The organism is Ruegeria sp. HKCCE4148 (assembly GCF_017872495.1).
Taxonomy (GTDB): Bacteria; Pseudomonadota; Alphaproteobacteria; order Rhodobacterales; family Rhodobacteraceae; genus Ruegeria.
Genome location: NZ_JAEDOS010000001.1, coordinates 1,014,108 through 1,036,949 on the forward strand (window position 1 = coordinate 1,014,108; position 22,842 = coordinate 1,036,949).

The following is a 22,842-nucleotide window of genomic DNA, read 5'->3' on the forward strand; positions in this document are numbered from 1 at the left end:
TGAATTGGAGACCCAAGTGACTGATGAAAACGACTGGTATGGTCCGGATTCTGCGACATTTGGGGATCGCCTGGCAGGGGCGCGCGAAGCTGCGGGCATGACACAGGTGCAATTGGCGCGTCGACTTGGGGTAAAAAAGGCAACTGTTTCCGATTGGGAAAACGATCTGTCCGAGCCTCGGGCGAACCGCTTGTCGATGATGGCCGGGATGGTCAACGTGTCGATCATGTGGCTTCTGACCGGTGAAGGCGAAGGCATGGATGCTCCGGTCGAAGAAGGTGAAGGCGGCATGGAGTTGTCCACCGCAGTCGCTGAGTTGCGCGCCATTCGCGGGGAAATGCGCGCCTGCGCCGAGCGTGCGGCGCGGCTTGAGAAGAAAATGCGCCTGATGTTGGAGCAGAAGCATTGAGCGAACCCCGGGAGGTGCGGATCAAGCGTATGAAAATGCGCTCGATGCGGCGTGGAATCAAGGAAATGGATATTATCCTGTCGGCCTATGCAGATCGCAATCTCGCCGACATGGACGACGCTGGGTTGGATGTCTTTGACGCGCTGCTTCATGAAAACGATCAGGATCTTTATCAATGGGTGACAGGGCAGGTGCCGCCGCCTCAAAAGTTCGCAGATCTTGTGTCGAACATCGCGCAAACTTTTCAGAAGTAAGGGACATTCCAACTTAACTGAATTTTCGGACTTTCCATTCATCGTGTCCCAAACAGCACGACTGAATCGGAGGGTCGGATGAGTATGGAAATGCAGGTCTCCGGACCGGGAACCAAGGGCTTTATGACCAGCTATCTTGAGGCGCTGGCCCTTGTGGAACGGTTGCACAGGTTGCTGTTGGACGTCATCAAGGATGAGTTTGAGCGCGTCGGCGTATTGGAAATCAACGCTGTACAGGCGCTGCTGTTGTTCAACATTGGTGATCATGAAGTCACGGCGGGTGAATTGAAAAGCCGCGGCTACTATCAAGGCAGCAATGTCAGCTACAACCTTAAGAAACTGGTTGAGATGGGATATATGCACCACCAACGGTGTGAGATCGACCGCCGATCCGTGCGCGTGCGCCTGACGCCGCGTGGCAGGGAAATCCGCGATATCGTTTCCGATCTGTTTGCGCGCCATGCCGAAGGTCTTCAGGGCAGGGGGGTGCTGGAACTAGAAGGGATTGAAGACATCACGACATCGCTACGCCGCGTCGAACGGTACTGGACCGACCAAATCAGGTATATCTACTGATCAGGGCTGGCTTCGGACAGAACGAGACTGTCTAGTTCTCGGATCAGTTTGCGGGTCATGGCCTCTGCGTAGGCCTCAAACCCGAGGGCGACTTCAACGAACGCGTTTGGACCGGATATAACCCACGTATTGTAGTAAGCCGACAGTTCTCCAACTTGCACATAGCGCCTGTCACCTGAACTTGGATCATCCGCACCAATAACAAGCCCATTGATCGTAACACCGCTGTCGCGCAAGGCTGTTCGCACATCTCGCGGATGAGGTCCGAGGTTGTGTTTGCCGTCACCGGATAAATCCAGGGTGCGCCGCCAGCATGTTCTTTGCTGGTTCAGCAGGTCCACCCCAAACACCATAGCAGCGCCCACTGCCGTCCCTTGGGCCGTCGCCTTTCGCGAGGTTTGGATGAGGCGCTGGCTGATTGCATTCAGATCGGCAGCGGTTTGAATTTCGGTCCAGTTCAGTAGCATCCTCTCATGCCCTGGTTCCGTCCATTCAAAAATCGCCAACCGCATGGATGTTGAACCGTTCGCCAGCATCAGTTGGCTTACTTCGGGATCGCGCAGAGCAGCAGCCAAACCTTCGACCTGCAACCTGTATTCACCGCTATCGACAGATGCCGACACATCCAGACCCAAAGCCAAGGCATGCCGGCATTGTGCAAGGGCGGGCTCTGAAAACAGGCAAAACAGAATGACCAGCAGGCGCGCCGTCATTGGTCGTCGACCTGTACTGAACCAATTTGCAGCCCGCTCAGTTCCCGCTCCAGTTTTCTACGCATCGCGCGTTCGAAGTCTTCAAAGCCTTGTGCGACTTCCAGAAAGGCGCCCGGGCCATGCAGGACGTTGTTTTCGAAAAAAGGGATGAGAAAAAGTTCCCCTTCGAAATCAGCGGCGTTTATCACCAGGCCATTGACGACGATGTCATGGTCAAAGAACCGTTGATACGCGATTTGGGGTCCATAGCCGTCATTGTTGGACCCGTCTCCTGACAGATCTATGGTGTGAAATAGACAGGGAGGCGCGCTTTGGAATAGTTCTGCCCCGAACCGCAAAGCGTGCCCCATGGCCGTTGCCAAGCCTTCATTGGACCGGATCGACTGACTTATCCGGGTCGCCGCAGCCGCAAGATCTCTGTGATTTTCGATCAAGTGCCAGTCGAGGATAACGTGCTGGGTACTTTGCCCGCTCCATTCATAGACGGCCAATGCAACAGGTAGAGGAGATGAGAAGAAAGCTTCTTGCACTTCAGGTGCCAGAAGTGCCGCAGCCAGTCCCTGTCGCTGCAAAATGTCTTCCGCGTCGTCGACCGAAACTGAAATGTCCATCGCCAGGGCCAGTGCCAAACGGCACTGCTCGGCCTGGATTGGGCTGGTCACAAGGGCCAGCCCCAGTGTTATGACCCACCTGATCACCAGTGGCCAGTGCTCTCCATGCTGGCCCAGGGCTCGGCCGGCTCAAGCGCGTCGCCATTTTGCAGCAACTCAACCGAGATGTTGTCAGGTGAACGGACAAACGCCATGCGCCCATCGCGAGGAGGGCGATTGATGGTCACGCCATTGTTCTGCAAATGCTGGCACACTTCGTAGATGTTATCGACACCATAAGCCAAGTGTCCAAAATGACGGCTGTCGCTGGGCAGGTCATCATCGCCATCCCAGTTGTACGTCAGCTCAATCGGAGCGTCTTCCTGGCCGGGAGGGGCCATGAAAATCAATGAGAACCGCCCCGCTTCGCTGTCATACCGACGCGTTTCCTTGAGACCCAAAAGCTCATAAAACGCTATGGATTTTTCCAGATCCTTCACCCGGACCATAGTGTGCAGATATGTCAGCGCCATTGCGGCCATCCTTTTTCGATTAGTTTTGCCAGCAGCTTAGCGCACTGGTTTGATGTGTCGAGAGCGCCCTGCGACCGAAATCAAAAATTGCGCAGGTTGCGGCATATATCGCGGTTCCGATGCTGCGATTAGCGAGATATAGTAGAAGGCGACTCATTGCCAGAAAGGAAGATTTCATGCCGCTGTCCGCCGACCACCAGGCCGAGATCGAAGCGCAACGCGCCCAATCGCATCCAACACGTCGCGTCGTTTCAGCGGGAATGGAAGACCATTTGTACACCGCTCATCAGGTTCTGGACCACGGCTTTGTCCGCGTGATCGACTATATGGGCGATGACGCAGCGATCTGTCAGGCAGCCCGTGTTTCTTACGGCAAAGGCACCAAATCGGTTCAGAACGACGAAGGACTGATCCGGTATTTGATGCGGCACTGGCATTCGACCCCGTTCGAAATGTGCGAGGTCAAACTGCATGTAAAACTGCCCGTTTTCGTGGCGCGTCAGTGGATTCGGCATCGTACGGCCAATGTGAACGAATACTCAGCGCGTTATTCGATTCTGGATCGCGAGTTTTATATCCCTGCACCCGAACATGTGGCAGCACAGTCTGAGGTGAACAATCAGGGTCGCGGATCAGCGTTGGAAGGCGAAGAAGCCGCCCGTGTCCTGGAAATCCTGAAAGCTGACAGCACCCGCTGCTACGACAATTACGAGGCCATGATCAGCCAGGATGGGCAACAGGGTCTGGCGCGTGAACTGGCCCGGATGAACCTTCCTGCGAATATCTACACACAGTGGTATTGGAAGGTCGACTTGCACAATCTGTTCCATTTCCTGCGTCTGCGTGCGGACCCTCATGCGCAATACGAAATCCGCGTATATGCGGATGCGATGTGCAAGATCGTCGCCGACTGGGTGCCGTTTGCTTACAAAGCGTTCGAGGATTACCGGTTGGGCGCAGTCAACCTTTCCGCGCAGATGGTGGAGAGCCTTCGGAACATGTTGGCTGGCGAGACGGTCACGCAAGAAAACTCTGGCATGACTGCCCGTGAATGGCGCGAGTTCGAAGCGATCATTCGTAAGTAATGCGCATTAACGCATAGCACTTGTCTATACATTGTGTCATGGAATCGTTACGTTGGTTCCATGACCCATGTTTTTAAAACTGCTTTTTGTTTGGTCTTTGGCCTAGCTTTGCCAGCGCAGTCTCAGTCTCCTATCGCTGAAATTCTCTGTGAGCCGACGCCCCGGTTGCACCAGAAATTAAAAGGCCAATTTGCGTCCAAGCGCGTGGCCACTGGCGTTCGTGGACCTGAACAAATCATGGAAGTTTGGTCAAACCAGCGCGGCGATTGGACGATGGTAGTGACCTATGCGACCGGCACGTCCTGCATCGTTGCCATGGGCGACAACTGGTTTTCTCACGACAGGTCAAAGCCCGCGCGAGGGTAATGGAACAATTCCGGTGGGGGGCGGGTGACGGCCGGAAATTGGCCGTCATCCTGAAATTTTTCACTCCGCGCGAGGCGGGTGGCGTTACAACGGCTTCAAATCAGCTGCCATTTGGCGGCCGTCGCGTCCGTCCTGCAACTCGTATGAGACTTTTTGATTGTCTGCGAGTCCGGTGAGGCCGGACCGTTCTACGGCCGAGATATGAACAAACACATCCTTGCCCCCCTCATCAGGGGCAATAAACCCATAGCCTTTCGTGGTATTGAACCATTTCACGGTGCCGGTTGGCATGTCCCGTGTCTCCTTCTACTTGCGCATTGTCCCACAAATTGGTGGGGGCTGTGGTTGGCGTCATCGTAAACCCAACTGTTTCGCGTTTGCAGAACAGTCCAATTTACATGTTTCACCTTTTTCAACATTGCACGGTGAAGTAAAAAATCAAGAATAACTGCCAAAAACGGGCGTGATTGCCTAAAATCGAAGCACGAGCGGGAGTATCAAAAAGATGAAGCTTTATGGGTTAAAGACTTGCGACACGTGTCGTAAGGCTCTGAAATCGTTGCCAGATGCAGAGCTTGTTGATGTCCGGCAGGATGGTGTTCCGGGCTCTGTGCTGTCGCAAGCTTTTGTCGAGTTCGGCAATGCTCTGCTCAATACCAGGTCAACCACTTGGCGCGGTTTGGACCAGAGCCAGCGCGAAAAAGCACCGATGGAGCTGCTAAAAGAACACCCGACGTTGATGAAGCGCCCGTTGATCGAGAAGGACGGTAAGCTTCTGTTGGGCTGGACCGCTGAAACCCGCACCCAGCTTGGCATTTCCTAAATGGGTGCTTATTTGCCCAAGATCAGAAGTGAGGATTTTCAATGCGCAATGCCGCAATGATTTTGGGCGTTATTGCCGGGCTGATCGGTATGATCGTCGGTTTTTTCGGGTATGCCAAAGTGGTTGTCGTCGACCATGTTGGCGAGATTGATGGGGTTTTAAGCCAGGTCGATAACCCTGGCCTGATCCAGGCCCTTTCGATTATCGCGCCCTTGCTGGCGATTGCCGGAGGGGCAATGGCGCCTGCGCGAGCTCTGATTAGTGGGGTTTTGCTGCTGATTTCAGCCGGTACTATGTACTATGCGTTTGGGTTTGGTGTCTTCACCATGTTCCCGATCGCATTCGCCAGCGTTGCGGGCTTCCTTGGGCTGGCGGCAGGAAAACCGGACCAGCCCAAAGCACATTTCTAGATCATTTCAGGCGCAGGAGACGGTCCAGCGAAAGCGGTCCTGCGCCGTTGATCACAATGACCAGCATCAGGAAGGTCCACAATGTGCGCTGATCCATGATAGAGGGAGCCGCGTCGAACAGGCTGCCCAGTTTCACGCCGTGGCCGGTGACGTCAACCAGGGTTTGCACCCATATGAATCCAATCATTCCCAACGCGGCAAGGCGTGTGAAAAGCCCAACCAGCAGCAGGGCAGGCAGAACAAATTCAGCGACTGTTCCGAAGAAAATGACGATACGCTGGAAGAATGTCATCTGCGAAACATCCCACAGCACCGCTTCCGCAGCCTTGGGGAAAATCTGGCCGAAGGCTCCGCTGGATGGCGAAAAGATCGAACCGTCGATCTTCAGCATGGCTGAGTTCCAGTAGTAAACCAACAGAACTGCAATGAAGACCAGCCGGGCAAGTGTCGGAGTCAGCCAGTTGGACGCATTGTCCACCTTCTCAAGAGCAGAGTTGTGAAGTGAGATCAGGGCAGTCATGTCTTCGGCCTTTCGATAGTCACGGAAGTTACAGCACCGCCCTGCAAAAGCAGTGCCAGAGTGGTTCCCAGGTCAAACTCGGGTGCCTCGGCAGCGGCTTTTTCGAACGCTGCACCGATTGTGTCCCCGATTTGCATATGGCCAATCCAGTCGGCCCCGCCTGACGGCAGCAAATGAGGATCAGGATCGTATTCAGGGCGCGTGATCAGTACGTCCTCGGCGCGCGCCTGAGGTTTTGGCGCGTCGGCTTCGGAGTTGAAACGCCAGATCGAATGAATCGGCCAGTCCGATCGGATCACGTGCATAGCTGGGGCAAATTGCAATCGCGCCTGCATCACCTGTTCAGGATCAACTGCCAATGCATCTGCGGGTGCAGGTTGACTGTCTGCCGCGTGGTAGGACCGGCGCAAGGCCAATTCCAACCGGGCAATGTCGGGCAAGTATCCAAGATGGGCAAGCTGCTGCATTCCGGCCAGAAAACCAGGAAATGCCTCGCCATAGAACATCATGAGCGGAGATGACGGGGGATGTTGGCGCAGGAACATCCCGGCCAATCCGTCCATGTTCTGCGGGCCCAACAGCTTGGTGATAACGGGGAAGGCCTGATGCATTGCTTCGGTCAGGGAAACCGCGACGTTGTTGCGGTACACACTAAACCTGCGGCCCGCCGGTTGCGCCTCAGCGTCTAGCAACCCATCTGGAACCGGCGTGGACGCATCCATCATGGCGGCGCGAAACTCGGACTGGGACACGCTCATGCCGGTACCTTGTCCAGTGCGGCCTGAGCGCGAACCGCTTCCTCGCGCAAAACCGGCCAGTCGGGAACATCGGTGTCCCATTCGACCAGCAGCGGCTTGGGACCGGATTGTTCAAGGACGTAGTCTAGCAAGGCCCAAACCGGATCAACGACCTCGCGCCCATGACTGTCAATCAAAAGCGGATGGCCGTGGTCGTCTTCATCTTCGTCATGGCCGCCCAGATGGATTTCGCCCAGTTTCTCAAGCGGATAGGCGTCGATGTAACCTTGCGGCGAGAAGTCCAGATTAGTGGCAGAGACAAAGACGTTGTTCACGTCCAGCAACAGGCCGCAACCAGTGCGTTGGGCAATCTCGCGCAGGAAATCGGGCTCGGACCAAGTGCTTTCTTCAAAAGCCAGATAGCTGGATGGGTTTTCAAGCAGCATCTGTTGACCAACGGTGTCCTGCACCTGATCGATGTGCTCGCAGACCCGTGTCAGCGTCTCGTCCGTGTAGGGAAGCGGCAAGAGGTCGTTGTAAAAGTGGCTGTCATGGGTGGACCAGGCCAGATGTTCGGAAAAACTGGCGGGCTTCAGCCAGCCGACCAGATGTTTCAGGCGGGCCAGATGTTCGGGATCCAATGGGCCATCGCCACCGATGGACAGGCCAACGCCATGGACCGAGATCGGAAAGTGTTCTGAAAGGTGGCGCAGTTGCGCCAAGGGGCGTCCGCCATCGCCCATGTAGTTTTCGGCATGGATTTCCAGCCATGAAACGGGCTGTGCATGGTCAAGTATCTGAGCGAAGTGTTGCGGCTTGTACCCCACGCCCGGTGCAGCGGGCAGGCGGTTCGAGCGGAGCGCATCATCCAACATGGGTCAGTTCCTTGATCACGAAAGGGAAGGGGCGGGCGAACTGGCCCGCCCCCTTGATCCGTTTGGTCGACCTTATGCCGGCAGGTCGCGGTCCTGGGCTTCCAGTGAACCTTTGCGCGGTGTGCCGTCTGCCTGTGCCGGAAGTTCGATATCCGCGCAGGTGCCAGCGTCAACCAGCGTCCATGCGTTGCCTTGATAGTCAACGGTCGAGGTACCCGCACATGTGGTGCCGGGGCCTGCTGCGCAGTCGTTCTGACCGGCCAGAGACACGCCATAGCACTTTTCTTTGGCTTGTGCGGTTGCTGTGGTTGCAGCACCCGATACGGCGGCTGCGACTGCGGTTGCGATAACCAGGGATTTAGCTGTGTTCGACATCTCGGTGATCCTCTTGATGACTGGGTATGTCTGCTTGTGACACTGACAAAACTAGTGGCTTGTCGGCCAGAGTTAAATTCACGAGCCCGTGTCTCACAAGCGCGTCAGGGGGCGGCACGCCCTCTTGAAGCCTAATACATTGTTTTTGATGAATAAAGAGTGAAATGTTACAATCCGGCCCCGTTTCAAGGGCCGGATTTCCAGCGATATGCCGCTGATTGTTACAGCAGATCTGGTGGTGTGGCGGCGTGCGAAAGCTCATTTGTTACAACATCAAGCGGTTGAACCTGCGTCTGTTTTTCACCCAGACGCCGGACGCTGACGGTGCGTTCTTCAACTTCGCGGTGACCAACGGCCAGAATCACCGGCACTTTGCCAACCGAGTGCTCGCGGACCTTGTAGTTGATCTTCTCGTTGCGAATATCTGCTTCGGCCCGCACCCCGGCGGCGCGCAGGGTCTCAACAACCTCGGCAACATAGGCGTCGGCCTCGGACGTGATCGAGGCGACCACGACCTGACGCGGGGCCAGCCAGAAGGGCAGCTTGCCTGCGTGTTCCTCGATCAGTATGCCGATGAAACGTTCGAACGAACCCAAAGTTGCCCGGTGCAACATCACAGGGCGGTGTTTGCCGCCGTCGGCTCCGATATAAGTCGCATCCAAACGTTCAGGCAGAACAAAGTCCACCTGGTGCGTTCCGCACTGCCAGTCACGGCCAATTGCATCGGTCAGAACAAATTCAAGCTTCGGGCCGTAGAACGCGCCTTCACCGGAGTTGAGTTCCGGTTCGATCCCCGCCGCACGGGTCGCGCTGAGCAGGGCAGCTTCGGCCTTGTCCCAAACCTCATCCGATCCAGAGCGCTTTTCGGGCCTATCCGAAAATTTGACCGAGAAGTTTTCGAACCCGAGGTCTTTGTAGATTTCGGAAAGGAAGCGAATGAATTCGGCAGTTTCGGATTCAATCTGATCTTCGGTGCAGAAGATGTGACCATCATCCTGCGTAAAGCCGCGCACGCGCATGATACCGTGCAGGGCACCCGAGGGCTCATAACGGTTGCATGATCCGAATTCTGCCATCCGCAGAGGCAGGTCACGATAGGATTTCAAACCCTGATTGAAAATCTGCACGTGACACGGACAGTTCATCGGTTTCAGGGCATTGATAGCCTTTTCACGCGCATGTTCTTCGTCCACTTCGACGATGAACATGTTTTCCTGATATTTGTCCCAGTGACCCGAGGCTTCCCACAGTTTGCGGTCAACGACCTGAGGGGTGTTGACCTCGACATAGCCGCCCTTGCGTTGCTGGCGGCGCATGTAGTCCTGCAATTGCGTGTAGATGGTCCAACCGTTGGGATGCCAGAAAATCTGCCCGGGGGCCTCTTCCTGCATGTGGAACAGGTCCATTTCACGACCAAGCTTGCGGTGGTCGCGTTTGGCAGCCTCTTCCAACATGTGCAGGTGGGCTTTTAGCTTTTCTTTGCCGGTGAAGGCCACGCCATAGATGCGCTGCAACATCGCGCGGTCACTGTCGCCACGCCAATAGGCACCAGCGATGGACATCAGCTTGAACGCGTCGCCCGGCACTTGACCGGTGTGCTGCAGGTGTGGACCTCGGCAGAGATCCTGCCAGTGACCATGCCAGTACATGCGCAGCGGTTCGTCGCCCGGGATGGATTCGATCAATTCGACCTTATAAGGCTCATTATTGGCCTTATAAAATTCGATCGCGCGGTCACGGTCCCAAACCTCGGTGGTCACGGGGTCGCGCTTGTTGATGATCTCTTTCATCTTTTTCTCGATCAGGCCGAGATCTTCGGGCGTGAACGGCTCGGTCCGGTCAAAATCATAGTACCAGCCATTTTCGATGACAGGGCCGATGGTGACTTTGGTGGCTGGCCAGATTTCCTGAACGGCGCGCGCCATGATATGCGCCAGATCGTGGCGGATCAGCTCATTGGCCTGATCTTCATCCTTCATGGTGTGGATTGCGATCTGCGCGTCGGCTTCGATGGGCCATTGCAGGTCCCAGTGCTGGCCGTCAACGGTGGCCGAGATAGCCTTTTTGGCCAGCGAGGTCGAGATATCGGCGGCCACCTGCGCGGGCGTGATACCTGCGTCATAAGATCGTGCATTGCCATCGGGGAAGGTGAGTGAGACGGATTTTGAATCCAAGGCCATGGTTCGGCTCTCCTCGTCGGTTTGGCGCCCACTGAACGCCCGGTTGCGGGTATCGCCATTTAAGATTTTGAAAACAGTAATTTTTTATGACGTCTCGGTGTCACTCGTCACTGTTTTGTGGCTTTTGGCGACGATAAAGTCACGAGGCGTCTCATATAGCGATTGTCAGAGCGGTGCAATCACTGTCCTGCACCGTATGGCCCGCCATCCTGTAAGTCGCCGAACACCCCCCACGCCTTGTGGCATGCGCCCTCGAACGCCACATCGTCCTCGGGAATGCTGTCCTTGAAATTGGGGTAGGCCATTCGGTCGCCCAAGTTCATCAGCACGGTCACGAGGTGGTTGCGTGGAATGAACGCCCGGAAACGATAGTCGCCGCTCGGTGTTTCGATCACCTCGCCGTCCATACCATAATCGCGCAGAAGTTCGGCGTCCTGAGCGCGGCGGAACCGCAGACAGACGCGAGAACCGATGTTCGGCCCGCTGGTTTTGCCGTACTCATCCTTTGCAACGGCAGAGAAAAAGCCCGAACCCTCGGGCGTCGAGAATGCTACCCACATCTGCAGGTCCTCCTAATTTTTTGGAAAAGGGCGGCTTTTCTATCAAATACGACATAGGGTCGTCAACTCGAGGCGGCTTACGTGCGCGGGCGCATGGCCTGTAGGCACAAACCCAAACCTCTAAACCCGGCAGTAGCTACGTGATGGTTGGAGACTATTCGTCGTCATCCAGTCTTGACTCAATCACCTTCTGTTGAGCCAATCTCTCTGGAAGGCGGTCGCTGATGTCTTTGAGCCGCTGTGTTGGATTGACGCTCATGCCTACAGTTCCGCTGTGGGTGTGTGTGATGCTTACGCCATCAGCGCGTCCGAAGGCTCGGTCCTGAGCTAAGGCCAACAAAGCGATTTGTTCTTTGCCAGAGAGTTTTCCCGATACAAATTCGCCGTTCCCATCTATGCGATTGAAGAGCTCATCCATCGACAAAAGATCGTTCATGCGTTTCACAGCGATCTCGCCGTTCGACTGGATCAACTTTCTTGTCTCGGGGTCCAGCTTGGGTCGCCCGCCGGGATTGCCAGAATGACCGGGCTTAAAAAGAGGTGTTGGCACAGTGGACTCCTCTGTTCTCAGAAAGTGAAGGCGCCAAGTGATAAGTGTCTATTTTACATAGCATAATGGATGCCAAATTACGATCATTTGCGCATTCGATAGACGCGCCAGGCAAGGTCGTACAGGTGCCCGCATTTATGTCTCTCTCTCAAATGTCCTAGGGATACTGTACAAATGCATTCAGGATTAGCGAAGCCGTAGCTTCCGCCATCGTGGGCTGAACTGTTGTTCGCCACTTATTTTTCGTAGACGCTAAGGTAAGTGAGGCAGATTAATGTGTAACCTCTATTCGAATACGACACCGGCAGATGCGATGCGCCAGCTATTCGACGTCGCTGTAGAAAAAGACAGGCTCGGAAACGCGGAACCGCTTCCAGCAATCTACCCAAAGCACATGGCGCCCATTGTCAGGAAGGACCAAGACGGGGCGCGTGAACTCGTGTCTCTGTCCTGGGGGTTTCGAACGACCAAGAAATCAAAAAAGACTGGCGCCATCTTGCAACCTCATGCCTGGAACAATGCGCGTGACGACAAGGTCCTGAAGAGCGGGCTGTGGAAGAACAGTTTCGTAGAGCGCCGTTGTCTCGTACCTGCAAGCTCGTTTTGCGAGGCGCAAGGGCGCAATCCAGCGACATACCACTGGTTCGCGCTCAAAGGATCCGGGGCTCGCCCACCATTTGCGTTTGCCGGGATGTGGCAAGTATCGCGATACGAAGGCAAAGAAGGGCGAGAAGAGGTTCCAGCGTATACTGTGATAACCACCTCAGCGAATGACATTGTGCGTCCGATACATCCGCAGAGAATGCCAGTCATACTCTGTCCTAGTGATTATGAGGCCTGGTTAAGTGGCAGCGCCGCGGAGGCCTTTGAACTGCTAAAGCCCTATGCCTCAGATGAGATGGATATCGTCAGATCGGGCGAAGGAGAAAAGTCTGACACTAGTCTTTGAACGGTACGGTGTTTGAGAGAGTTCCGATCAATGAATGTCCGCTTACGATCTCAACTCGGACATCCGACGATTATTGTCAGATGTCTGCATCAAGCCCAAAGCGGTCAATTGGCAGAACAGTATCCTATCCGAAAATCGACTCTAAGCTTCTGGGTCGCTCGAAGTTTTTTCGAGTTCAGCGAGTTCCTCCCAAACGCCTTCAGGGATGGACCACTCTGCCCATTCCATTGCCTGTTGAACATGCTGAGGCCATGTCACTCCGCAAACGGTCGAAATGATGTCGTCATTTTTCAAAGAGTGTTGCAACGCGACCGCCCCGACTGGGACATCGTAGTGCCCGCATACCTCTTCAACGGCACGAATTGGCGCAAGTACTTCATCACCTGCAGGACGATAGACATAAAAGCGATGGATCGCGCTTCCTCGGGCAAGTGCACCTCCGGAATAAGGTGCTGCGTTCAATATCGAAACGCCTCGTGATTTCGCGAGTTCTATCAGAGGTGCCGCGTTGTCGTTTACCAGCGTATGCCGGTTGTGTGTCAGGACCACGTCAAAATCCCAACCCTCCAAAATTGGCATCATCAAGTCGATACGTCCCGCTGCGATTCCGACCGCCCTGGCCAGACCTTCCTCCTTGATACGGAACAACTCTTCAATCGCGCCACCTGGTCCTTTGACCTCAGATAGATCATTTGCATATTCGACATCATGGACGTGGAGTATGTCGACGCTGTCGACGCTTAGGGCCGAAAGACTTTCCTCGAATGACCTACGTGCCTGAGAAGCATCAAAGGCACCGGTTTCCATATCCCGGTCGACTTTGGTGGAAAGCACCCGCCCTTCTGGCCAACCGCCAAGCTCACGAATGACTTTTCCTATGCGCTCTTCACTTCGTCCCATGGCATAGCAACGGGATGTGTCCAGGAACGCATTTGGCTGCGAAAGAATTGCCCGAATTGTATCAATCGCGCGGTCTTCATCAACCTCATACCCGTAGATTTCCGGGATACTTCCTAACCCCGTCGATCCAAACCCGATGCGGGGAACCCTAATCCCTGTCTTACCAATTTCGCGTAGCTCCGCCATGCCAACCTCCCAATTGGTTCCGGACATTCACGGATGTTGCGCGAGCAGTTTATTGAAAACAAGTCAGGCTTGTCGCTGGACTTACTCTCTGGCCTCAACGCAATTGTTCAAACCGCAAATTCACCAAGCTTTTTCACGAATGGTAGAAGTGTCCACAATGCAGACATTCACTGAATTCTGCTTAACAGCCAGCTGAGCGCGGCACTGCGAAACGTCTCGGGGCTTTAGTCGAATGCTCTATGGATGTTCCTGTCACTCGTCCACAACACGAAACTCACCAGAAGGCGCGTCAGTTGGTGGTTCTTCGAACTCATTGGAAATCAGACCACGACGGATGAGTTCTCGAATGGCGGCCGCTCTGGATGGCAGTCTGTTCTCGAACCGCCAATCATCAATGGCTTTGAGCTCTTCGAGGTCGAGCATCAGTTGCAGTTTTTCCGTGCGCTTGGGTGGTCGATTTGAATCAGACACTGGCATGACCTCAGTAGCTTACGTCAGTTACTCCAAGCATGTATGCCAATGGGCCTGCGTGTCTACATCAATCTTGGCATGTTGTGCCGGATACCCAGGATCATGAAGCGCCCCATGATGTGTCGGATACCTATATTAAGTATATGATTTTATTTGACTTTTTTTGAATCTCCCTTAGGTTTTACTCCGCAAGCAACGAAACGGAGTGAAAATGATACAGCAAGTTTTGAAGTCTGAAGTTCAGGAAGAAACCAACGACACAGGCATCGACAAAAACGCATGGATCGCCAACGCGGTGACGGAAGTGCTGGCCGATACCATGGTTCTGATGGTGAAAACGCAAGGCACACACTGGAATGTCGTGGGCCCACTATTCCTGCCGATCCATGAGCTGACAGAGCGTCAGTATCGCGACCTGTTCGAAGCTGCGGATGAACTGGCCGAGCGTGTGCGTGCGTTGGGTCAGGTGGCGCCGATCTCGTTCACGGACATGGTTAGCCAAGCCAAGCTGGCCGAAGAAGAGACCGTTAAAGATGCAGAAGGCATGATCAAACAATTGGTCGCAGACCACGAAGCAATTGCCCGGAACCTGCGTGAGACTGCCGCGACCGCAGCCCGTTATGGCGATGGGGCTACGGAGGATCTGATGAACGCCAGGATGGCGAAGCATGAGGAAGCGGTCTGGATGCTCAAGGCAATTGTTGCGGCCTAATGGATGGCTCCCCCGATCTGAATCACCGTTTGAGAAGAAAGGAAAAATGATGACACGTGTTGGGTACGAGAAAAAGGCACAGCTGCAACTGGACAGTTGGAACGCCCAGATTGATGTTCTCGAAGCCAAGCTGAAGGTGGCTGAAGCGGATGCCAAACTCGAGCTCGAGGAACAGCTCAGCAAGCTCTACAAGGCAAGATCTGACGCAGAGGCTCAACTGAATGATTTGAAGTCGACTAGCGACGAGGCCTGGGAAGATGTCAAAAAGGGCTACGAGGCTGCATGGAGCGATATGCAGAGTGCTTTGAAAAAAGCGGCCGACCGGTTCTCGTAGACCTGGGTTTGTGAACAAAGCTTGTGTCGTAAATGGGGACCGGAATGCAAACACCTAGAGAATTAGTGAGGTACTTTCGCGGGTTCCTAACTATCCCTGCCGCCATTAGTCTTTCAGGGCTTTTGGTGGCTGGGATTGTCTTCAAGACGGAGCAAGCGCTCGCGAGTTGGGGTTGGTCCGCTTCCGATTGGCTGAGCGTTTCTAATCGTACTGCGAGCGATGTACTAAGCGCAATCTCGGCAGCATCCATGTCCGCGTTGGTCATGGTCTATTCCATTGTTTTGCTGGTCTACACCTTAGCAGCCGGATCAATTGGGCCCAGGCTCTTGCAGCGCTTTGGCGAAGACAGGGTAAATCAGATTGCAGTTGGCTCACTTGGAGCGACGTTTTTATACAGCTTATTGATCTTGTGGCTGATACGCGATGACACATCCGTCAATTTGGCCGTTGCGATTGGAATAGTCTATTCGATCATCTCAGTTCTTTTGCTGTTGCTCTTCGTTCATACAGTATCAACGCGAGTAACCATTGATCAGGAGGCGGCGCGGATTTCTGAAGCCTTAGATCGCCAAGTGAGCACCGCAATCGAAAACAGTGCAGATATTTCATCTTCAGAGGCAGTCCCTGAGGAGGGAGACAAGCGCCAAGTCTCGGCCGCGGGCACTGGATATGTGAATTCGATCAATACCGAAGGTCTGGTGAGTGCGGCCAAGGAGGCAGGAGCAGTCGTCGTTTTTGATGTGCAGCCAGGTGACTTCATGGTTCCAACGGACACTTTGGCCAATGTTTATGGTGATAGTGACGAGAGCCTGAATGATCTGGTGCAAGCGGCAGCTCCGTTGATCCCCGCGCGAGATCCTAATGGAGATATCCGCTTTTCTGTCCACCTCCTCGTTGAAATCGCACTTCGGGCTTTGTCGCCGGGTGTAAATGACACGTTTACCGCAATTGTGTGCATCGACCGTCTATCAGCATCTCTGGCTCGAGCGTGGTCATCCAAGCTCTGCACGGGTGTGTATCGGGATGACGACGGAAACGTGCGGGTGATTTACCCATCCATCACGGCTGAGGCACTGTTTCACGACTCGATGCCGGCACTGAGACGCGCTGCCAGGGGCAATGGGCTCGTAACGGCCGCCCTTGTTCGAGCTTTGGTGCGCATCGCGGAGGCAGCTCAAGAAGAAGATTTGCGGGCTGTTGTAGATGAACTATCTGCGGTCAGAGATGAGACCCGAGAAAGCGATATGCTTGAGCGCGATGTTGATAAGTTTTGCGGCCAAGTCGAAACCGCACTTGAACGAGTTTAGTCAACCGTCCTGGACCTTTGTAGTCCAGTTCGGCTGGGGGATGGTTAGTGAGTGGGCCATCCCCCAACTTATAGAAAAGTGCTCTTCCATCGGTCTTAGTTACATTTCATCGAAAGGTAGTCAGTGAGTGGCGAAACCAAACGGCTACTTTGGCCTGACTGCACTTATCGAAACTCTGTGTTCCATTGCTCTGGCGAGGCAATCTTGTAGCATTTGTTTTGAGAGATATAGCGCCGAACCCGAAGGCACTTGGAGCAATAGTTCAGCTGTGTTCAGCCAAGAAAGCCAGGGCATCCCTCTCAAATCGTGGCCATTCCGGGTCGTTGTCCGGGATGGTATGGTTCGAGCTTTCGTAGGCGATGAATTTCGCGTTGGGTAATCCCTTTGCAAACAATCGTCCTTGTTCGACCGGTTGCATCCTGTCACTGGTCCCATGACAAACAAGGCATGGCACCTCGACCTTGGACAATATCGGTGAGATATCGATGTTATCAATCACGCCGCGATACCGCCCCATGTTTTCGGGTGAAATCATCTTGCGCATATCTTCGGCATATTGCCGCCGTTCTTCTTGGCTCGCGCCCGGCACGATGATTTGCGCCATTAAATCACGCAGAGACGGATAATCATCGTCCCACCCGGCAGTCATCATTTGCTTAATTGCGTTGGCGCGTTCCACATCTTTTTGTGACGTTCTTTTTGCCCTGCCAATGGGGAACCCACCTATCATTACGATCGCAGACACGCGGTCAGGTCGGCGCGCTGCGAAGGCAGCTGCCACTGCGGACCCCTGTGATATCGCAAGGATCGGCGCGCGCTTGATACCCGCTGCGTCGAAAACGGTTTCCAAGTCATCAACGAACCGTTCGAACGTGCATGTTTCGGCGTTCCAGTCAGATAGACCGTTGAGCCTGGCATCAAAACGGACCAAACGATGTCGTTGAGCGATGGAAGTGTAAATTGGAGCTTTCCCCGGGTTGCGCCAGTCAAGCTCCAAGTGTCCAATCCAACTTGGCGCCTTTACGACCGGAGGACCGTCTCCAACTGAGCTCCAGGCCAGACTAATGTTGTCGTCAGTTTTGCAAAAACGAATTTCCTGTGTTTTGGCGAAGTTAGCGCGCGATTTGGACACATGTTCATCGGTGAAGTTGATCGACAACACTTCGATCGGCTGTGCAATACCTTTGAACGTGTGTAGCCCTTCTCGGTGCAAACGTTTGGCATAATCCGCTCCGGCAAGATCACAAAGTACCTTTGAGGCCAGAATACCCCCGGGTTCAGCTGCTGATTGGAGCCGCGCAGCGATGTTGACTCCATCTCCGAAGATATCGTCGCCATCGACGGTGACGTCGCCGACGTGCAAACCCGCTCTCAGCTGGATACGTTCCGGAACCAGATATTGATGGTCTGGATCTCTTAGTTCGGTTTGAATCGCAATTGCCGCTTCTAAAGCGTTCCCTGCTGACGGAAATTCAATCAATGCTCCATCGCCCAACAGCTTGACCACCCTGCCAGATTTTTGTTCAACGATCGGCGTAACCAAATCGCGGTACAAGGTGTTCAGTGTTTTGAGAAGTAGCTTGGAGCCGCCCTGCATCATCCGACTGAAGCCGACGACATCCAGAGACATGATTGCAACAAGGCGACGTTGGCTCATAGTTATTTCTCGCAAGTTGGCTCGAAGACACTACCACTTTAACAGATTGTTAGAACCGGCAACTTGCCTAATACCTGTGAACGTGCGGTGGAAAGATCGGTAGCTAAGGTCTCGAATTGTCGGAAGACGTGTGGAGGCGATTGTTCAAAAGGTATGCCTATCCGTTTTCGTGGAGAACGGCGGGTTTGTCCGCTTGGCAGACGTTCAGCAGATTTCAGCGAACGTCCGCTGCCGTTCAATGCAGACCTTCGGGCGAAATTTCTCGGAATGACCACCATCAATGATCGCTTTCCGTTCCTAAGCCGTCATCTGACTGAAAGACTCATATGACTGCCTTGAGCCCTTTGCGGTCATTCGGCTTGACCTGACGCAAGCATTCAAGACAAGCGGCAAAGCAAGGGCCGATCACAGGAAAAATCAGGCCGGGATACCTGCCTTTGCAAGCCCTGCAAGGTAAAGTTCCATTTGATCGTCCCGCTTCAGATAGAACAGCTTATTTTTTGCGAATGACCGCGAGAATTTCGGCTCTTCCACCATTAGGTTATGCACCATCTTCGCCAGATCTTTGTCCCGCCCGAGATTGGCAAGCGCCACGACTGCATGCGCGGTGGCCCAGTATTGGCAATTTGGCACATCGCGAGCCCGCTCTGCCCAGTCCAGAGCTTTCTCGAACTGGTGATCGAAAAGCAGAGTCAGCGCGCCATAGCTCAGAAAGGCCCAAAGCTGTGGATGGTTAGGGCTCATCTCCACAGCTTTCTCGAAATTGGCAATCGCCTCTTCGTATCGTCCCTCATAGGAAAGTGAGTCTCCCAATCCGCAATATGCTGGAGCCAGCGTCGGGTTCAATTTGATTGCAGTTTCATTCTCAGCCAGCGCGCTGCGGTATTCCCGGCGGGCCAGTTGGACTCTGCCCATCAGCATGTAGAGCAGAGCATTCTGGTTATCCATTGAAACGGCGGTGCGTGCGGCAGCCAGCGCTTCGTCCATAAGGGCAGAATCCGGTTCCGTGTCCCAATACACCATCCCGAGAATCGTGGCATAGGCCCACCAGGCGTGTGCCTCGGGAAAACTGGGGTCCAGTTCGCGGCTTTGGAGAAACAACCTCTGAGCTTCACGGTTGCTTACGGCAGTAAACTTGTAAAAGTGCGCAAGCCCAAGATGATAGCAGTCCCAGGCATGGGGGTTTCGGCGCGGCGTATCTTCTAACTTGCGCCGGATCGCATTTCCGACCTCGGGCTCCAGTCTGCCAACAATTGTTTCCGTGATCTCGTCCTGAACATCGAAGATGTCTTCCAACTGACGGTCATATTTTTCCGCCCACACGTGGTTGCCAGTCGATGCGTCAATCAGCTGAACCGTGACTCGAATGCGCGCACCCGCTTTTCTGACCGAGCCTTCGACAACGTAGTCGGCGTCCAAGTCATCGGCGAGCTGCCGAACATTCGGGGATTTTCCCTTGTAGGCAAAGGTCGTGTTGCGCGCGACGACCTCGAGCCAGTGGTGTTTCGACAGAGCCGTAATTATGTCTTCGGACAACCCGTCCGAAAAATATTCCTGTTCAGGGTCGCCTGAAATGTTGTCAAATGGTAATACGGCGATCGCAGTTCCGTCAGGGGACCCGGGCGGTTCAGAATCAAAAAGCGGATCTACAGACTCGGCGTCCCCCCACCACCAGACTGGCACCGGTCGATCAATGTTCTTAAGCTCACGGTTTTCTCCGCCTTGGAACGCGCAAGCCGTTTTGCTGTCCAGGCATTCATAGGCGGAGCCGGAGATGAGAACCTGCCCGGCTTCGGCAAGCGCTTCCAAACGAGCGGCGACGTTAACGCCGTTACCAAATACATCATCCTCCTCGAAAACGACTTCACCTGTGTGTATCCCAATTCTCAACTTCAGTGTATTCTGGCTGGCCAAAGAGTTCTGAATGGCGACAGCACAGGTCACAGCGTCAGAGACTGATGGAAACTCGACTATCCAACCATCCCCCATGCATTTCACTAAATTGCCGCGATGCGCGACTACAGAAGGGTCAAAAAGCCCAGATCGAAACTCTCGCAACGCGCTGAGCGTTCCGCTTTGATCCGAGTTCATAAGGCGGGAATACCCAACCAGATCGGCTGCTAGTATGGCGGTCAGCCTGCGTTTCAGAGGTCATCCTCCTCCGAGCAAAGTGTAATTATCAAAGATTATCATGCGCAGGCTTGGAAAGAAACCGAAGGGCGACTTCGCCCGCAAGACGGCCGCCGGATGAGTAAAGTTGCAGCGAAGGCATGAGCAAGGCCATTGGATGTCACAGTCGTGCCGAAGCGCATTAGCAGCGCAACAGCAGCGCTACTGGCCCACGCGTAACAAGCTGAATTGGAAGGACTGAGAGCTTCCCCAAGGAGTATGGTGTGTGTGCTTCCGATGCGTGACCAGGGAAATACGATCGCCTAATACCTCGCATAGCCCCTCTGGATCATAGCGAACGATTGGCAAACCGCTGCACTTCTTCGGACCATCGAGTGCAAACGTTGCGATAATCGCATGGCTACCTGGGAGAAGGCAGCGGTACAACTGGTCCCGGTAGGCGGAACGGTCGTCCTCATCGACAAGGAAATGAAATACGGCGCGATCGTGCCATAGATCATAGCTTCTCTCCGGGCTCCAGGTTGTGACATCGGCTGCGATCCATTCAATCTGCTCGCCTACGGCGCCAAGTTGTCCACGAGATCGATCAAGCGCAGCTTTGGATACATCGAGCACAGAAACGTCGCTCAGTCCTCTTTCGATCAGGCGTTCTGCGAAGCGTGAAGTGCCTCCGCCTATGTCTATCACAGAAGAGGCATTATCGACGCCGACCACGTCGCAGAGCTCCAACGAGATCGAGGGATCATCCTGATGCCAACTCAGCTGGGTATCGTCTTTCTCGCGGTAGACCTCCTCCCAGTGGCTCACTCTCTCGTCTGCCATGGTGTCTCCACTTGATCCCGTCAGGTGGTGATCATGTAACTTTAGGTCAATGACTGCAATGTCCGCATTGCAGTCATTGAGCGGAATTGAGCGAACGTCTGCCTTGAGCCCAAAGCGAACAAACTTTGGTGCTCAGTCGGTTGCTCTGACCCAAACTCTTGAAAAACAATCTGTAGATAGGCCAATCTCAGCTGCAAGGATAATCCGAAGCGCCATTTATGGAACCCTGAATGCGGCTAATCAGAATATGTTTGATTTTGGTGGCGATGATGGCAGTGGCCATAGTCGGGTTAAGGTGGACTTTTCCGCTTCCTAGTGAAAATTTTTCTGAGCCAACGTTTAAGAAAGATGCTGATTGGGACGGGCCATTAGGTGCAACAATAAAAAACGCACTTGAACGTAACCCTGGGCTCGACGGTGTAAGGCCTTTGGGAAATGGACGCGCAGCCTTTGCGGCCCGGGCGATCCTCGCCCGAGAAGCGACATCCTCAATCGATGCTCAGTACTACATCTGGCAAGATGACGTTACCGGCCTAATGCTTCTTGAAGAGCTTAGGGCAGCAGCAGAGCGTGGTGTGCGCGTCAGATTGCTGGTCGATGATAACGGTATCTCCGGATTGGATGATTTGCTCGCCGAACTGAACGCTCTGCCGCATGCAAATGTACGCATTTTCAATCCGTTCACTTTGAGGAACCCAAAACTTCTGTCCTATGCATTTGACTTTGGACGCCTGAACCGGCGGATGCACAATAAATCAATGACTGTGGACGGGGTCGCCACGATAGTTGGGGGACGCAACATCGGTGACATCTATTTCGACTACGGGGTGGGAACGCACTACCTGGATGTAGATGCGATAGCCATCGGCCCGATTGTAGATGAGGTGTCGCAATCATTCGACGCATATTGGAATAGTGCCTCCGCGTACGACGCTGGGCTCTTTTTGGAAACTTTGGCGGAAAAAAGCCTTAAAGCAAAGGCAGACACCGCGCGCCAGACTGCGGTTGGCGCAGGCTATCAAAGGGCAATTCAGGATAATGAACTGGCCGACCGGATAGCGGCACATGATCTGAAGTTCGAATGGAGTGAAGTCACACTTTTTGTCGACGATCCGTCAAAAGGGTTGGGCGAAGTCGAGAGTGAAGACCTGATTGTCGAGCAACTTATCGAGTTTGCCAAAACCTCTGAAACCTCGCTAGACCTTGTTTCAGCGTATTTCATTCCGGGGGAACGAGGGGCGGAGGTTCTGGAAGGGTTGGCAAAGTCCGGAGTGAAGGTCCGCGTCTTAACCAATTCACTGGATGCCACGGATGTCATGCCCGTTCATGCGGCCTATATGCGTTACAGGGAAGACTTGCTCAACAGTGGTGTAGAACTACTTGAGCTTCGAGCTTTGCGGCGCGAACATCGCGAGCGCAGCCTGCCCGAGATGCTGGCAGGATCGGCCTCCGGTCTACACGCAAAAGTCTTTGGATCGGATGGAGAACGGATCTTCATAGGCTCTTACAACCTTGATCCCAGGTCCGCGCGGCTGAATACAGAAATGGGCCTTATGATCGAAAGCCCAACGATTGCTGGGTCGCTTGCGGAGCAATTGAACCGGCCTGAGTTTTCTTATCGCGTCGAACTTAACGACAGCGGCGAGATCATCTGGCGGCAAGAAGATCAGGATGGAACAGTCACCATTCACACTGTGGACCCGGAAACCAACGGTTTACAGCGTGCCCTTACGGCCGTGGTCAGGTGGCTGCCGATTGAATGGATGCTCTAGTCACCATATGACCGACAATTCATTGACCTGCGGCCAGAGACGCAAG

The 22,842-nt window shown here is 54.2% G+C and carries 27 protein-coding genes; 11 read left to right on the top strand and 16 right to left on the bottom strand.

Going from position 1 to position 22,842, the window contains the following annotated elements; translation table 11 throughout:
* Positions 1–16: 16 nt before the first annotated feature.
* The 3 genes from I9187_RS04990 to I9187_RS05000 all read left to right on the top strand — a co-directional run bounded on the left by I9187_RS04990 (position 17) and on the right by I9187_RS05000 (position 1,239).
* A complete protein-coding gene (locus I9187_RS04990) occupies positions 17–409 on the top strand; it encodes a helix-turn-helix transcriptional regulator (RefSeq protein WP_171177427.1) in 393 nt (130 codons plus the stop codon).
* Complete coding sequence (locus I9187_RS04995) at positions 406–663, top strand: succinate dehydrogenase assembly factor 2 (RefSeq protein ID WP_171236801.1); 258 nt, start codon at positions 406–408, stop codon at positions 661–663. Before I9187_RS04990 ends, I9187_RS04995 begins: the two co-directional genes overlap by 4 nt.
* A 78-nt stretch (positions 664–741) precedes the next feature.
* On the top strand, positions 742–1,239 hold the full coding sequence (locus I9187_RS05000; protein ID WP_171177423.1) for a winged helix DNA-binding protein: 498 nt from the start codon (positions 742–744) through the stop codon (positions 1,237–1,239).
* Here the strand turns inward: I9187_RS05000 and I9187_RS05005 are convergent.
* Genes I9187_RS05005 through I9187_RS05015 form a run of 3 tightly spaced genes read right to left on the bottom strand, consistent with a single transcriptional unit; the run spans position 1,233 to position 3,075 of the window.
* Positions 1,233–1,952, bottom strand: coding sequence for a DUF1194 domain-containing protein (locus I9187_RS05005; protein WP_171177420.1), 720 nt, complete (start codon positions 1,950–1,952; stop codon positions 1,233–1,235). The two genes, I9187_RS05000 and I9187_RS05005, sit on opposite strands and share 7 nt — an antisense overlap.
* The gene (locus I9187_RS05010; RefSeq protein WP_171177418.1) at positions 1,949–2,650 is read right to left on the bottom strand and encodes a DUF1194 domain-containing protein; all 702 of its coding nucleotides are present in this window, start codon (positions 2,648–2,650) and stop codon (positions 1,949–1,951) included. Before I9187_RS05010 ends, I9187_RS05005 begins: the two co-directional genes overlap by 4 nt.
* On the bottom strand, positions 2,647–3,075 hold the full coding sequence (locus I9187_RS05015; protein WP_171177416.1) for a VOC family protein: 429 nt from the start codon (positions 3,073–3,075) through the stop codon (positions 2,647–2,649). Before I9187_RS05015 ends, I9187_RS05010 begins: the two co-directional genes overlap by 4 nt.
* A gap of 176 nt (positions 3,076–3,251) precedes the next feature.
* Here I9187_RS05015 and thyX point away from each other — a divergent pair, with 176 nt between their 5' ends.
* Positions 3,252–4,160, top strand: coding sequence for an FAD-dependent thymidylate synthase (thyX, locus tag I9187_RS05020; RefSeq protein WP_171177413.1), 909 nt, complete (start codon positions 3,252–3,254; stop codon positions 4,158–4,160).
* A gap of 450 nt (positions 4,161–4,610) precedes the next feature.
* Here the strand turns inward: thyX and I9187_RS05025 are convergent, their stop codons facing one another.
* Positions 4,611–4,817: a cold-shock protein gene (locus I9187_RS05025; RefSeq protein WP_008758035.1), complete on the bottom strand. Its 207-nt coding sequence runs from the start codon at positions 4,815–4,817 to the stop codon at positions 4,611–4,613.
* Positions 4,818–5,031: 214 nt separating this feature from the next.
* On the opposite strand from I9187_RS05025, the gene I9187_RS05030 reads away from it, so the two are divergent.
* Together I9187_RS05030 and I9187_RS05035 are read left to right on the top strand one after the other, a co-directional pair.
* Positions 5,032–5,349 carry an ArsC/Spx/MgsR family protein gene (locus I9187_RS05030; RefSeq protein WP_171177409.1) on the top strand — a complete coding sequence of 106 codons (318 nt, stop codon included), beginning with the start codon at positions 5,032–5,034 and terminating at the stop codon, positions 5,347–5,349.
* Positions 5,350–5,390: 41 nt separating this feature from the next.
* Positions 5,391–5,759 carry a hypothetical protein gene (locus tag I9187_RS05035; protein WP_209509606.1) on the top strand — a complete coding sequence of 123 codons (369 nt, stop codon included), beginning with the start codon at positions 5,391–5,393 and terminating at the stop codon, positions 5,757–5,759.
* Between the two features lies 1 nt (position 5,760).
* On the opposite strand, the gene I9187_RS05040 is transcribed toward I9187_RS05035, so the two are convergent.
* From I9187_RS05040 to I9187_RS05070, 7 genes are all read right to left on the bottom strand, one after another.
* Complete coding sequence (locus I9187_RS05040) at positions 5,761–6,279, bottom strand: DoxX family protein (RefSeq protein ID WP_171177405.1); 519 nt, start codon at positions 6,277–6,279, stop codon at positions 5,761–5,763.
* On the bottom strand, positions 6,276–7,037 hold the full coding sequence (locus I9187_RS05045; RefSeq protein WP_209509607.1) for a DNA-binding domain-containing protein: 762 nt from the start codon (positions 7,035–7,037) through the stop codon (positions 6,276–6,278). The genes I9187_RS05040 and I9187_RS05045 overlap by 4 nt, the downstream gene beginning before the upstream one ends.
* The gene (locus tag I9187_RS05050) at positions 7,034–7,891 is read right to left on the bottom strand and encodes a DUF692 domain-containing protein (RefSeq protein ID WP_209509608.1); all 858 of its coding nucleotides are present in this window, start codon (positions 7,889–7,891) and stop codon (positions 7,034–7,036) included. The genes I9187_RS05045 and I9187_RS05050 overlap by 4 nt, the downstream gene beginning before the upstream one ends.
* Positions 7,892–7,963: 72 nt before the next feature.
* Positions 7,964–8,266, bottom strand: coding sequence for a DUF2282 domain-containing protein (locus tag I9187_RS05055; protein WP_171177392.1), 303 nt, complete (start codon positions 8,264–8,266; stop codon positions 7,964–7,966).
* Between the two features lie 221 nt (positions 8,267–8,487).
* Positions 8,488–10,446, bottom strand: a complete 1,959-nt coding sequence (gene thrS / locus I9187_RS05060; protein WP_209509609.1) for a threonine--tRNA ligase — start codon at positions 10,444–10,446, stop codon at positions 8,488–8,490.
* A 179-nt stretch (positions 10,447–10,625) separates the two neighbouring features.
* A complete protein-coding gene (locus I9187_RS05065; RefSeq protein ID WP_171177388.1) occupies positions 10,626–11,006 on the bottom strand; it encodes a hypothetical protein in 381 nt (126 codons plus the stop codon).
* 154 nt (positions 11,007–11,160) lie between these two features.
* Positions 11,161–11,556 carry a hypothetical protein gene (locus tag I9187_RS05070; RefSeq protein ID WP_171237168.1) on the bottom strand — a complete coding sequence of 132 codons (396 nt, stop codon included), beginning with the start codon at positions 11,554–11,556 and terminating at the stop codon, positions 11,161–11,163.
* A gap of 274 nt (positions 11,557–11,830) precedes the next feature.
* Between I9187_RS05070 and I9187_RS05075 the strand changes: the two genes are divergently transcribed.
* The gene (locus I9187_RS05075) at positions 11,831–12,505 is read left to right on the top strand and encodes an SOS response-associated peptidase (protein ID WP_171177383.1); all 675 of its coding nucleotides are present in this window, start codon (positions 11,831–11,833) and stop codon (positions 12,503–12,505) included.
* 141 nt (positions 12,506–12,646) lie between these two features.
* Here the strand turns inward: I9187_RS05075 and I9187_RS05080 are convergent, their stop codons facing one another.
* Positions 12,647–13,591, bottom strand: coding sequence for an aldo/keto reductase (locus I9187_RS05080; RefSeq protein WP_171177382.1), 945 nt, complete (start codon positions 13,589–13,591; stop codon positions 12,647–12,649).
* Between the two features lie 252 nt (positions 13,592–13,843).
* Positions 13,844–14,062 (bottom strand): hypothetical protein, encoded by a 219-nt coding sequence (locus I9187_RS05085; RefSeq protein WP_171239115.1) that lies wholly within the window; start codon positions 14,060–14,062, stop codon positions 13,844–13,846.
* Between the two features lie 211 nt (positions 14,063–14,273).
* Here I9187_RS05085 and I9187_RS05090 point away from each other — a divergent pair, with 211 nt between their 5' ends.
* The 3 genes from I9187_RS05090 to I9187_RS05100 are packed head-to-tail and all read left to right on the top strand — an operon-like array spanning position 14,274 to position 16,415.
* Complete coding sequence (locus I9187_RS05090; protein ID WP_171177380.1) at positions 14,274–14,774, top strand: DNA starvation/stationary phase protection protein; 501 nt, start codon at positions 14,274–14,276, stop codon at positions 14,772–14,774.
* Between the two features lie 46 nt (positions 14,775–14,820).
* The gene (locus I9187_RS05095) at positions 14,821–15,108 is read left to right on the top strand and encodes a coiled coil domain-containing protein (protein ID WP_171177378.1); all 288 of its coding nucleotides are present in this window, start codon (positions 14,821–14,823) and stop codon (positions 15,106–15,108) included.
* Between the two features lie 44 nt (positions 15,109–15,152).
* Positions 15,153–16,415: a DUF2254 family protein gene (locus I9187_RS05100; protein ID WP_171177376.1), complete on the top strand. Its 1,263-nt coding sequence runs from the start codon at positions 15,153–15,155 to the stop codon at positions 16,413–16,415.
* Positions 16,416–16,677: 262 nt separating this feature from the next.
* On the opposite strand, the gene I9187_RS05105 is transcribed toward I9187_RS05100, so the two are convergent.
* From I9187_RS05105 to I9187_RS05115, 3 genes are all read right to left on the bottom strand, one after another.
* Positions 16,678–18,072, bottom strand: a complete 1,395-nt coding sequence (locus I9187_RS05105) for an alpha/beta fold hydrolase (RefSeq protein ID WP_171177374.1) — start codon at positions 18,070–18,072, stop codon at positions 16,678–16,680.
* 417 nt (positions 18,073–18,489) lie between these two features.
* The gene (locus I9187_RS05110) at positions 18,490–20,220 is read right to left on the bottom strand and encodes a tetratricopeptide repeat protein (RefSeq protein WP_348540072.1); all 1,731 of its coding nucleotides are present in this window, start codon (positions 20,218–20,220) and stop codon (positions 18,490–18,492) included.
* A 183-nt stretch (positions 20,221–20,403) separates the two neighbouring features.
* Positions 20,404–21,024, bottom strand: coding sequence for a class I SAM-dependent methyltransferase (locus I9187_RS05115; protein WP_170791675.1), 621 nt, complete (start codon positions 21,022–21,024; stop codon positions 20,404–20,406).
* A gap of 428 nt (positions 21,025–21,452) precedes the next feature.
* On the opposite strand from I9187_RS05115, the gene I9187_RS05120 reads away from it, so the two are divergent.
* Positions 21,453–22,796: a phospholipase D family protein gene (locus I9187_RS05120; RefSeq protein ID WP_245223071.1), complete on the top strand. Its 1,344-nt coding sequence runs from the start codon at positions 21,453–21,455 to the stop codon at positions 22,794–22,796.
* Positions 22,797–22,842: the final 46 nt, after the last annotated feature.